The following is a 10797-nucleotide window of genomic DNA, read 5'->3' on the forward strand; positions in this document are numbered from 1 at the left end:
GGTTATACTAACAAGCTCATTGTTTACAATATTGCTAATTCTTTTATATGCCGCTCGATTGGGATTGCTGTCATAAAGCGTCACGATCGCGCAAGCGCGCCGCCTAGCGGCGGTCGAGAACTATTTTCCATGCCTCTCCGATCGAGATCTATAGTGTCCACTTATCAGACAAACACATCAGGCGATTCTTCAGTTGTACCCCAGGTTTCTCTGACTGGGGTAGTAGAGCGGATTACCTTTCATTCTGAAGAAAGTGGCTACACAGTCGCTCGGCTCCAATCACCCCGCGCTCGCGAGTTAACCACGATTGTCGGTAATTTTGCGAATATCCAAGCCGGACAAACTCTCCAACTCCAGGGGAATTGGAAAGAACATCTTCAATACGGGCAACAGTTTCAGGTTATCAAATACAGTGAAACCAAACCTGCGACGCTGACAGGGATTGAGAAATATCTGGGCAGTGGTTTGATTAAGGGAGTCGGCCCCGTTACTGCCAAACGGATTGTGGCGCATTTCGCGTTGGATACTTTAGAAATTATCGAACAAGATAGCGATCGATTAATTGAAGTCCCAGGCATCGGGAAGAAAAGAGTCAAGATGATTCAACGCGCCTGGGTCGAGCAGAAGGCGATTAAGGAGGTGATGCTGGTTCATCCTGACTATTTATACCAAAGACCTGATGAGATCGTAGCCGATCGATCGCTCATTCCCAAATACTTCTAAGTCTTTGACAGTTCCAAATTACGAGGAAGTCATCGGCAAAGCCGAATTTAGATGAGCGTTTTGTGGCTCATAGCAATCTTTAGCCTTCCAGGAGAAATCAATATGTTCGCACGCCTAATTACTGCCTACCGCCACTTCATTTGTTTGCGTTCTGGCGAGTTTGAATCTCGCCAATTTTCAGTTGGTGAAGCAATTATCGAAGTCTATTACGAATTATTTGCTTAACCCATCGTTCCTCAATAGTTCGCAGCTCCCTCGATCTGCGAACTGTTTTTTTACGTGTCCTCGGCAAAGCCGAATATATCTGACCGATCCAATATCTTTAGGAGTTGTTATCATGACTAACTCTCAACCCGTCCGCGATCGTTTTGCAGCTCCCGAATACTGCAATCCCTATGCCAAACTGCCTTATATACAAAGTCTCCGTGGCGAGAATCCAGGCGAATGCGGATTCTTTATTTCCTTGGAGCAGATGAATAAAGCTAGTTGGATAAATACACCAGAAACTCTCGATAGTTATACCTTCTCTAGCGGTGCTGTCGAGCGCGGTCTGTTATTGCGCCAACCGCGAATGCTGGTGGTACCTAAGTCCGCATTGCTAGCGGCACGGACTGTCAAAAGCGATAGTGGCATCCCAGAGCTAGAGTTACTGGGAAAGTACTACGACTATAAAGGTCGAGCTGGCGTTACTAACGTGCAGATCTTTGAAGTGTTGCTACTCGACAGTCACAATCAGCCGATGCATGAGATCCAATTGCAGTATGTAGCGAAAAGTGCTACACAAGCAACTTTCGCTACTCGTTACCAGCAGTTGCTCCTCCAAGTAACGATGTGCCATGCCCAGGCTAATGGCATCTCCGCGCGTCCCAAAAACCTCGAATTCAATGCCCTGTGCGTGTTTGAGTTTGAAGTAGCGCGCGAACTGGCTGGTAACAACGGTCAAAAGGCTCCAGCTTGTAAGATCGTCAGTCACACCATTCCCACGATGGCTGACTGGACGGACTTCTTTCTCGGTCGCAACGACGAGCTGGCAGATCGAGTGCTGCTATTACTGGGAATCTCAGTTAGCGATGCAGTTATCGCCGCTGCAAAGCCCATCGCCCAGCTCGAACCCGTAGCCGAACTCCCTTGCGACGAAGATCTCGATGACAATGACGGCGATATTCCGTTCTAGCGATCGAATCAACGCATCATCCAGCCTCCAAACTCACAGCGAGTTTGGAGGCATTTTTTATTCTTGGAGTTTGTTTATGTATCCCGCTACAGCCGGAGTCGGATCGAGTTTGCAAAGCCTAGAAAGATTTCCAGACTATCAACAAGAGCAGCTACTAATTTTGGCAGGTTTGGAATTAACGATCGCCTATAGGTTACTAGAAGCTCGCTGGAAAATTGCTAATTCTATCTTTTGGAAACGCAGTAATGCAGCAACCAAACATAGCGTGCGAGCTAAGTTGGACGGTATCGCATTCGACGCTAATTCATCGATTATCAAAGCTGGCAAACTACTCAATCGATATTACGACCTGCATGGAATCGACGAAAGAGATCGAGAGGCTTGGAGTCAGGTTATTCGGTCTTTAACAAATGGTCATCGCTGGCTTAATGAGGAATTTGGTATCGATTGTACTGCCAAACAATTAAAAATAGACCTATGAATCCACCTGTCCTGTCAATTGTCGATGTTATCGATCGATATTATCCTCTAGCGATCGAAGCATCGCATTCGATGTCGATTTACCATTTTCTCTCTTGCCACTGAATTTCTAATTCAGTGGCTTTTTATGGTCTCTATTCACTATTTACTGAAATTATGGCAATTATTACGCTTCGAGAAATTCATGAAGTAAGACGAGTAATGACTGACATCTTGTTAGACGGAAAATTAGAACGTCATAAATACACAAGATACAATTTGTACTCGTTAAGAGATGTGGTGTATTTTCGTGTCTCTGTATATTCTGTCAATCCCAGTTTTGAAGATCTTCCTGTTTACTTCTGTGTTAGTGAAAATGGTGAAATTCTCGTCCATACTCCAAATGGTATATCCAAGAGATTCATTCATCAAAATCTGTTGGAAACGCTAAGTGTTGTTAAGGCTGAGATGATAAATCTGAAGGCTGAATTGAAAAAATTCTAACCAATGGTGACTTAACTGTCTAATTTATATAACAAACCATTGCCGCCAAATCTAACTAGGTTTGGCGGCTTTTTCGTATCAACTCTCTTAAATCTTTGTTAGTCATGCTTGATTTCTACATTGGTTGGCATCAACTTAATAGTGGTGAAAGTGGTACCAAGCATTTTCACCACTGCTCGATCTCTGCCCCCAGACTGCTCTTTCGATGCAATCCTTTTCCAATCCAAAATTGGATTTTGGATTCTGGAACTTTCACTCAATTCCGCTCACACGGTGGGCATTTACAGATCGATACCTACATCAACCTTGTCAAGACTTGGCAAGAGCATGGCTCTCTTAAAGCCTGGGTGAGCCAAGACTGGTTGTACGAATGCTCGACTCTTGAAGTTACCAACCTATCAGTCTATCGCCATCAACAGTTAACTATCGATTGCTACGCTCTCCTCCGTGCATTCAATCGATAGAGCTATTTGATGCCCGTTTTACAAGGCGTTCGTTCCATCGATTTTGGATGTCATCTCGAAGATTATGGCGATCGATTATGCCACTAATCCCCGTCCACCCGATCGGCCCAGCATTTTTCGACAACTTGCCAACGTTCGATCGATAGAAGCTGCGTATGCGTAGCGACATCGAACGTCGGCAAAGCCGAATCCTGCTGAAGCATTTAGCTTCATTTTCGCCCACTCATCATTTGGAGGATTTTGCTCATGCTAGTTAATATTTCCGGTTGCATCGGTCGCGCTCCTCAATCTTTACCTAATAACGTTGATAGTTTACCAGTTGTCGAAGCTGCTTTAGGAGTCACTAACAGCGATGGTAAAGATTGATATGCCATCCAATTTATTGGTGAAGCTTGGGTTCGATCTGCCCAGAAAGTTCAAAAGAACAACACGATCGCTGTCACTGGCGAGTTGACCTTTGAGCCATTGCCCGACACCGATCGCTTCAAGCCTGTAGTTGCTGTCTCGGATTTGCAACTGTTTCCCTAGACCGTAACAGCCTCAAACCCTTGGGGCTATGCTTTCTTTCCACGTTTGCCCACCCACTCACCCATTGGAGGATTTCTCATGAACACTGCTACTGCCAATCTCATCGTCCTGACCGCTGCGCTTGCAGATGGCAAAATCGCTGGTACTGCGATCGATGGCGATGTGCGCGTACCGTTCGCTGCGGATGCAACCGAAGTCAATCAGCAGATATTCGTGCCCGAAGCCAACCTTGTCGTTACTGGCAAGTTCTGGCTCCGCCAAGGCGAAATCAGCTCGGTTGGCTTGTGCATCGAGAGCGTTCTTGCTGTCGTCGCCTTGCCTGCCACCGCGCCCGTCGATGTTGTCGCTCCCGCAGTTCCGAGCGAAGATGCTGCTCCCGTTGATGTTGTCGCCCCTGTCTTGTCGCACTCTAGGCGGGGGGTTTCCTCCGGCATAGAGGGCGCCGCTGCTGCAACCAAAAAGCGCAAAAGTTCGACAACCCGCAGCAAGAAGAAAGCCGCTACCGAACTTGTTGCTGCTTGATACTCCTTCGCCATCGACGCAAATAGCCCCAGTTATCAGTTGATAACTGGGGCTATTCGATCTTATCTATCCACAATTATTTATCCAATTATGCCCAGAACGATCGATAACCCAGCGCAGTTAAACATATTCGAGATCGTCGCACCGTCGTCACAAATCGAACCGACTCCAGTGGTGTGGCATCCTTTCCCCCAGCCAAAGCCGCTACCCAACCTCAAACTGGCTCAGAAGCTAGAAAATCTGGCAGCGGCAATGCAGAAGACGATCGACAACAAGCTCAATCCAGCGATCGGGCAACAAAATATAACCGCTCGTCGAACTCGTATTGCTGCCGGAATGCGCGATGAGGGTCGAAAGCTAGCGATCGTTCAGCGGTGGCTTGAAGGACTCGCTGATTCGCATCGCAACGGTACCTGCCCAGATCGGTTTGCGAAAATCGTCAACCGCAAGCAGCTAGAAGACTTCGCCACCATTCAAAGCTGGTACGAAGAGGATTCTAAATATCTGCAAGATTCCTATACCTACAACTACTCGATCGTCGAGCGGTTGAAGGAATTTGGCATCAAATCAAAGGACGAAGCGATCGCCGCTGTGGAACTGCTAGAAAGTTTATGTTCTGGCAATCGGGCACCTGAGATAGATCGATCTATCGAGCAAGCGATGGAACTGCGACGTAAAGCGATCTACCAGAAAGTCCCCGACTTCTTCCCCACCCCGAAGGCGTTAATCGATCGGATGTTGGAAATCGCCAACGTAAAACCCATGCAGCGGGTTTTAGATCCGAGTGCGGGTGCAGGGGATCTTTGCCTTGCCGTGCGCGAATTAGGAGTTTTAGTCGTCGATTCTTTCGAGATCGATTCAGATCTCCGTCAAGCACTGACGCTGCTGGGATTCCCACCGCTCGGTTGGGATTTCTTGGAGGCTACGCCGCGACCGATTTACGACCGCGTGGTAATGAATCCGCCGTTTAGCAAGGATGCCTACATCGACCACGTTCAAGTCAACAAATGATTATGAATAAATTAGTTGTATCCCTAATTGCTAACGAAACTTGCAGTGATGAAGCTGACGATCGTAGCTATTTTTCTAGCCAATATGCCAAATGAGGTATAATATCAAGATGGAAGACAAACTCATTAATTGGCTTGGTACGTCACGAGACGACATTCGTTCTTTCCCCGAAGATGCTAAGCGGAAGGCTGGATTTGAGCTACGCAAGATTCAACAAGGAGAAGAACCCACCGACTTCAAACCGATGTCAGTTGTGGGAAAAGGAGTCCAAGAAATTAGAATTAGAACCGAAGATGCTTATCGGATCTTCTATGTAGCCAAGTTTGAAGAAGCTATTTACATTCTTCATGCCTTTCAAAAGAAAACTCAGAAGACCGCAAAAGGAGATATTGAACTCGGTCGCAAGCGATATCTTCAGATGCTTCAAGAGCGCGAAATTATTAATGAGGAAAATATTTAAAATGAGTAATATTACCAAAGGCAGCGATAACGTCTTTAAAGACTTAGGATTTGAAGATGAAGAAGCTATTAACTTGAAAATCAGAGCGGATTTGATGATAAATCTCCAAAGATTTGTCAAATCTGAAAACTGGACGCAGGCAGAAGCAGCAGCATTCTTTCAAGAAACACAGCCACGAATCAGTAATTTGATGAATGGTGACATCGACAGGTTTAGTATCGATAAACTCGTACAAATGTTAGATCGTGCTGGGATGGACATTCGAGTGTCAGTGACTTCTAAAGCTGCTTAGAAAAGCAAAAATTATCGATTACATCAGGACGCGGCAGAGCCGCAGTTATTTGGAAGTTCACCTATGGTGCCGCTAAATCTATCTAGGTTTGGCGGCTTTCTTGTATCCATAACTATTCTTGAGGACAATATCGTGAAAACAGGTCTTACTCTCATCCAACTCGCCGAAGAACTCACCGCACAGCAAGAGTCCAAGCGGGACTTTCACGCTCCAACTTCTAGCTTGAGTATGCTCGGCAACGGCAACTTTCACCTCGAAACCAATAACGGCAGCGAAGAAATGCCAGCGACAGACTTCGCTCACGCACAAATGGCTAGCCGCATCCAGGTTCCAAAGCCCTATTACGATCGGATGCGCTCGGAGGCCCCCGCTCTGTTGTCAACCAACATCAATCATTGGTTGGCTAAAAAGCAAGGCGAAACCTCGCTGATTCGTACTTTACGCGGTCAAATGCGCGCGTTCCTCAGCAACCGCTATCGGATCGTAGACAATCACGAGATCCTAGCGATGGTAATGCCTGAGCTATCTGAAATGGGTGATGGCATTCGGATCGCAAGCTGCAACGTCACTGAGGAAAAGATGTATTTGAAGGTTATTAACACCAACATTGAAGCTGCTATCTCCGTCGGCGACCCAGTTCAAGCGGGATTCGTGCTGTCCAATGGCGAACTAGGCAATGGCTCGATCTCGGTCGAACCCTTTATTTACCGCCTAGTTTGCACCAATGGCTTGACGCTCAAAGATGCCAAGCAGCGGAAGAACCATGCGGGTCGTGCGAATGAAAGCACCGATTTGTATGCTTCTGATACCGTACAAGCGATCGATAACGCCTTCAAGTTGAAGATTCGCGATCTAGTGCGGAATGCAATTAGCATCACCACCTTCCGCAATGCTGTTGCCGATCTGCAAGCCTCTAAGAATGACCTCATCACTGGTCATTCGGCAAAGGCTGTCGAGCTTACCGCCAAAGCAATTGGCTTAAACAGTGACGAATCGAGTTCGGTTCTCGACCATTTGATTCGCTCTGGTGACTTGTCTCGATTTGGCATGTTGAATGCGGTTACTCGGACTGCTGAAGATATCGACAGCTACGATCGGGCAACTGAAGTCGAGCGGCTGGGTTCGAGCGTTCTCTACTTGCCTCAGTCAGCATGGCGAGAGGTAGCAACCGCTCAGAATTAGTTAGAGTACTATTCAACTCGATCGAACATCTGAAGCATCAATTCTCAGGATTGGTGCTTTTTTGCGTCTCTTTACCACTCATTAGTTGGAACATCCGATCGGATGCGCTCACCTTATCCAATCTCTAGGAAACCAACATAAATATGTACGAATCGAACAATAAAAAAGTTGAGAAAATTGTCAGGCTCATCCAATCTCATGCATGTATTATTGAGGGCAAGAAAATCAGCTTAGATGATCTGCCGCTGCTTTGTCAGGATCTGAATGATTCAGACAAGAAAGAGATTGTAGAAATAGTTCAATCTATTGATGATGAATTGTTTCATCTTTATGGCGATCGTCAATACCTAGACAATCAAATTCAGCCTTTAGAATCAGTCAAGGAAAAATTAGCTCGTCTAGTATGAGCGATCTATCTTGGCTGCTGAGTATCTAAGTATTGCTGTGAATTACCGTAAAACTCATCCAATTCTTCTAAAACTATGAAACTTGAAGCTTACCAAATTACTATCAACGAATATCTCGATCAACTTAACTATTCTGTCATCCGCTCTGACGGAAGAAATAAATTGATTCAGTTGAAAAATCTCAAACTCGTTCAAATTGAATCGAGTGCAGATAATAGCTATGTTATCCAAGAGGTAACACAAGGCAAAGCCGGAGAATGTTGGGGAGATATTAGTATCGAAACAGTAATCGAACATATCCAAATGTTGGAGGGTGGTAATGATACTTTTGCTAAGATCTGGCATGTTGACGATGTGCTTTCGATTAACTCAGATCTGAGTCGAGAGCAAGCGCGATTGGTACTGACAATGGCAATGGACAACCATGATGCTAACTGCGGGATTAATTGGGAAGTTTTGCAACAATATGTAGACCAAGTTCTAGAAATGGTAGCGGCTGGGATTATTATCTAAAACTAATGTCAGCTCGAATTTTGTTATCCGAACATTAGTATGAATCTGAAGAGATTTACATGCTAATTTGTCTTAGCTTTGAGTAGGCTCATCCAAATTGGATGAGTCTATTTTTTTACCGCTTTGCCACTCCAGTATTCATTAGCAATTACCAGGATATCTTTCTCCCACAGGCATTGCACTTCAGCAAATCTATCCTGTAACTCTGGAGGGATAGATGTATTTTTGGGGTAGATCAATCCCCCATTGAGATATATTGCCTGATAATCTTCTCCAGGGACTTTAGGTAACTTCCGTTCAAAGTAATTAACTATTTAAAGTAATTAACTATTTTCTCAAAAAATATTCGACCGACCCCTCCACCAAAGACAATTTCATCGATGTTTGGCAGCTCGATCCCAAACCACTGGCTCAATGAATGCCAAAATTCCATCTTAGCTGAGGATACCGCATCGATTAATCGCTCTAGTTCCTTTTCCCGTCCGGTTTCTGTGTTTCTGAGTAAGAGTTTGACTAGTGGTGCTTTATCCTGCTCTTTACCGAGTAAGTAACTTGCAACTGCAACAGTAATGTCATCATCTTTATAGCCCGAAGTTCGCGCTCGAATTTTATTCACCATCCTGATAAATCCTAAATTACTAGAGCGAAACATTCCATAGGTGCCATTTTTGACCTTAAAGCAGCTTGAATTCCTGTGCCCCATCATGATGACACCTACCGATCGATTACTGAGATCGCCACAATTCTGTAGGTAAAACAACAATAATCCGCCACCTTCAGGATGGCAATTGAAGTACTTGAGAAAGATCCCCAGCTCGCCGATTGGAGTTTCAAAGCTTTTCAACGCCTGTCTGAGATCGTCCTCCAGAATGTCGCGGTCTAGCAGTTCGCCAGGAGGCAGCACACAGCATAGGAATAACCTAATTTTGCCAGCTTTAATTCTACACAGTCGTACCGCCACTGCTACCGCTGCTAGTGTACGCAAAATAGCATTATTAGTTTTTGGTGCGTCATAATCCATCGTCGAATGGAATCGAGTTCGAGCTAATTCCCCGACAGCATAGTAACGACCTTCGATTCCGACAACAGCATGTCCGACTGGATCGGTATTAAATTTTTTCCTACATTCATCGAGCGCAGTAGCAGGGATCTCAATGACTTCAGGTTCCATCATGAAGTATTGAGGATTTTCGTTGAGTTCTTGGCTATAAGCAAACTTGAGCGAGCTACTACCGTAATCTATCACCGCGTATATGTATTCCATCGGGCTATTTTTCTCCAGTGTCGTCTAATTGTTGGTTGAGGTTGTCGATATCCATGTCTAATTTTTTCGGAGCGATCGCGAAATCATCATCATGAACGTCGATCCGATCGACATGGGCATGGGCGTTATTGGATGTAGTCCGTGGTAGGCGATAGTGTAACTTAGAACGATCTTTATCTACAGAATGTATGGTGTTCTCGTCAATTGGCAGATCTGCATCAAGAGACATGATTCTAATTCGAGACTGTAGAGTATCGATCGATCGTTGGTAAGCCTTGCGAACTTCTAGCGGTGAAGCTCCCATGTGTTTGAGCGCGTAAGGGAAGTAGAATGCTTCGAGAGCTTGGATGATGTTATCCTTCATCCGCTTACAGCTTTTTAAATATTCATACAGCAACTTATCCAATTCGTTGCTCTCATAAATCGTCCATTTCCATTGCGGCATTTGACTAGATTCAATCTACTACTTTTTTAGGGGTCTAATAGAAAGCTATCAAGGGTTTGCTAGGGATTTATTAGGGGTTTGTTAGGGGTTTAGCACGAGATTAGATGCCAGTTTTATAGAGGACTAATAGGGTACTATTAGCTGCTTTCTAAGGGGCTAAAACCGATCGTAATGAAATCTTTGCCTTACTTTGTCTACGCACAGTACGCATTTACTATAATAGCTGTAAATTGAGCGATAATAACAGGAATGAGGAAATTAATGCTCAAAATAGCTTCAAGATCGAGTTGAAAGTAGTAAAAACAAAAACTAATAATGTTACAGAGAAACGGATGCTAACCGCAAAAAATTGTAAAGCTAGTACGGCGGTGCAGTATTTCACTGACGATTACGAGCGAGGGCAAACTCGTTGGTTTGGTAAAGGTGCGTCTGCGCTCGGTTTAAAAGGTGAAATCGATTGCGCTGGGCGCAGGCTTCACCAACGAGAATCATTCGAGCATATTTGCTACGGTCGATCGCCAGATGGGACTAAATATCTCGGTACTAAAGGCGACCCTGACAAACGCCGTGCGGGAACGGATTTTACTTTTTCTGCCCCGAAATCTGTGAGCCTAACTGCTTTAGTCGGTGGGGATACCCGATTAGAGAATGCCCATTGGCTTGCCGTCGAGAAAACTCTGGCACTAATCGAAGAACGCTACGCGCAAACCCGCATTACCAAAGATAAGAAAGTAGCAGAAGTCAAAACTGGAAACCTAGTGGTTGCCCAGTTCGCTCATATTGAGAGTCGCGAACTCGATCCGCACCTGCATACTCACGCCTTGCTAATGAATCTAACCCAAGCAGAGA

General features: G+C 45.2%; 15 protein-coding genes and 1 pseudogene. 14 read left to right on the plus strand and 2 right to left on the minus strand.

Translation table 11 applies throughout. From position 1 onward, the window contains the following. Positions 1 to 129 precede the first annotated feature (129 nt). The 13 genes and pseudogenes from RMO27_RS04975 to RMO27_RS05035 all read left to right on the plus strand — a co-directional run. Positions 130 to 648 (plus strand): annotated as a pseudogene (locus RMO27_RS04975) (helix-hairpin-helix domain-containing protein); the annotation flags it as partial. Positions 649 to 825: 177 nt separating this feature from the next. Further along, on the plus strand, positions 826 to 948 hold the full coding sequence (locus RMO27_RS04980; protein ID WP_309729865.1) for a hypothetical protein: 123 nt from the start codon (positions 826 to 828) through the stop codon (positions 946 to 948). A 112-nt stretch (positions 949 to 1060) separates the two neighbouring features. Next, positions 1061 to 1897, plus strand: coding sequence for a DUF5895 domain-containing protein (locus RMO27_RS04985; protein ID WP_309729868.1), 837 nt, complete (start codon positions 1061 to 1063; stop codon positions 1895 to 1897). 76 nt (positions 1898 to 1973) lie between these two features. After that, entirely contained in the window at positions 1974 to 2378 is a 405-nt protein-coding gene (locus RMO27_RS04990) for a hypothetical protein (RefSeq protein ID WP_309729871.1), read from the plus strand. A gap of 155 nt (positions 2379 to 2533) precedes the next feature. Next, on the plus strand, positions 2534 to 2860 hold the full coding sequence (locus RMO27_RS04995; protein WP_309729874.1) for a hypothetical protein: 327 nt from the start codon (positions 2534 to 2536) through the stop codon (positions 2858 to 2860). Positions 2861 to 2964: 104 nt separating this feature from the next. Then, the gene (locus RMO27_RS05000; protein WP_309729894.1) at positions 2965 to 3324 is read left to right on the plus strand and encodes a hypothetical protein; all 360 of its coding nucleotides are present in this window, start codon (positions 2965 to 2967) and stop codon (positions 3322 to 3324) included. A gap of 606 nt (positions 3325 to 3930) precedes the next feature. Next, positions 3931 to 4374, plus strand: a complete 444-nt coding sequence (locus tag RMO27_RS05005; protein WP_309729899.1) for a hypothetical protein — start codon at positions 3931 to 3933, stop codon at positions 4372 to 4374. A gap of 90 nt (positions 4375 to 4464) precedes the next feature. Continuing rightward, positions 4465 to 5385 carry a class I SAM-dependent methyltransferase gene (locus RMO27_RS05010; RefSeq protein ID WP_309729904.1) on the plus strand — a complete coding sequence of 307 codons (921 nt, stop codon included), beginning with the start codon at positions 4465 to 4467 and terminating at the stop codon, positions 5383 to 5385. Positions 5386 to 5494: 109 nt separating this feature from the next. Continuing rightward, positions 5495 to 5845 (plus strand): type II toxin-antitoxin system RelE/ParE family toxin, encoded by a 351-nt coding sequence (locus RMO27_RS05015; protein ID WP_309729907.1) that lies wholly within the window; start codon positions 5495 to 5497, stop codon positions 5843 to 5845. 1 nt (position 5846) lies between these two features. Then, positions 5847 to 6137 carry a helix-turn-helix transcriptional regulator gene (locus tag RMO27_RS05020; protein ID WP_309729910.1) on the plus strand — a complete coding sequence of 97 codons (291 nt, stop codon included), beginning with the start codon at positions 5847 to 5849 and terminating at the stop codon, positions 6135 to 6137. 132 nt (positions 6138 to 6269) lie between these two features. After that, positions 6270 to 7319 carry a DUF932 domain-containing protein gene (locus RMO27_RS05025; protein ID WP_309729913.1) on the plus strand — a complete coding sequence of 350 codons (1050 nt, stop codon included), beginning with the start codon at positions 6270 to 6272 and terminating at the stop codon, positions 7317 to 7319. Between the two features lie 143 nt (positions 7320 to 7462). Next, positions 7463 to 7726, plus strand: a complete 264-nt coding sequence (locus tag RMO27_RS05030; protein ID WP_309729916.1) for a hypothetical protein — start codon at positions 7463 to 7465, stop codon at positions 7724 to 7726. Positions 7727 to 7801: 75 nt separating this feature from the next. Beyond that, positions 7802 to 8239, plus strand: coding sequence for a hypothetical protein (locus tag RMO27_RS05035; protein ID WP_309729919.1), 438 nt, complete (start codon positions 7802 to 7804; stop codon positions 8237 to 8239). 310 nt (positions 8240 to 8549) lie between these two features. Here RMO27_RS05035 and RMO27_RS05040 read toward each other — a convergent pair whose 3' ends face one another. Then, positions 8550 to 9503, minus strand: a complete 954-nt coding sequence (locus RMO27_RS05040) for a ParM/StbA family protein (protein WP_309729922.1) — start codon at positions 9501 to 9503, stop codon at positions 8550 to 8552. Between the two features lie 4 nt (positions 9504 to 9507). Then, positions 9508 to 9948 carry a hypothetical protein gene (locus RMO27_RS05045; protein WP_309729926.1) on the minus strand — a complete coding sequence of 147 codons (441 nt, stop codon included), beginning with the start codon at positions 9946 to 9948 and terminating at the stop codon, positions 9508 to 9510. Between the two features lie 332 nt (positions 9949 to 10280). Here RMO27_RS05045 and mobF point away from each other — a divergent pair. Then, the coding region (mobF, locus tag RMO27_RS05050; protein WP_309729929.1) for a MobF family relaxase at positions 10281 to 10797 on the plus strand (517 nt) is incomplete at its 3' end.

The organism is Chamaesiphon sp. OTE_75_metabat_556, from assembly GCF_031378165.1.
Lineage (GTDB): Bacteria > Cyanobacteriota > Cyanobacteriia > Cyanobacteriales > Chamaesiphonaceae > Chamaesiphon.

Coding starts and splice junctions, on each gene's coding strand:
- RMO27_RS04990 (WP_309729871.1), top strand. CDS start 1,974: ATGTATCCCGCTACAGCCGGAGTCGGATCGAGTTTGCAAAGCCTAGAA.
- RMO27_RS05030 (WP_309729916.1), top strand. CDS start 7,463: ATGTACGAATCGAACAATAAAAAAGTTGAGAAAATTGTCAGGCTCATC.
- RMO27_RS05020 (WP_309729910.1), top strand. CDS start 5,847: ATGAGTAATATTACCAAAGGCAGCGATAACGTCTTTAAAGACTTAGGA.
- RMO27_RS04980 (WP_309729865.1), top strand. CDS start 826: ATGTTCGCACGCCTAATTACTGCCTACCGCCACTTCATTTGTTTGCGT.
- RMO27_RS04985 (WP_309729868.1), top strand. CDS start 1,061: ATGACTAACTCTCAACCCGTCCGCGATCGTTTTGCAGCTCCCGAATAC.
- RMO27_RS04995 (WP_309729874.1), top strand. CDS start 2,534: ATGGCAATTATTACGCTTCGAGAAATTCATGAAGTAAGACGAGTAATG.
- RMO27_RS05045 (WP_309729926.1), bottom strand. CDS start 9,948: ATGCCGCAATGGAAATGGACGATTTATGAGAGCAACGAATTGGATAAG.
- RMO27_RS05010 (WP_309729904.1), top strand. CDS start 4,465: ATGCCCAGAACGATCGATAACCCAGCGCAGTTAAACATATTCGAGATC.
- RMO27_RS05035 (WP_309729919.1), top strand. CDS start 7,802: ATGAAACTTGAAGCTTACCAAATTACTATCAACGAATATCTCGATCAA.
- RMO27_RS05015 (WP_309729907.1), top strand. CDS start 5,495: ATGGAAGACAAACTCATTAATTGGCTTGGTACGTCACGAGACGACATT.
- RMO27_RS05000 (WP_309729894.1), top strand. CDS start 2,965: ATGCTTGATTTCTACATTGGTTGGCATCAACTTAATAGTGGTGAAAGT.
- RMO27_RS05005 (WP_309729899.1), top strand. CDS start 3,931: ATGAACACTGCTACTGCCAATCTCATCGTCCTGACCGCTGCGCTTGCA.
- RMO27_RS05040 (WP_309729922.1), bottom strand. CDS start 9,503: ATGGAATACATATACGCGGTGATAGATTACGGTAGTAGCTCGCTCAAG.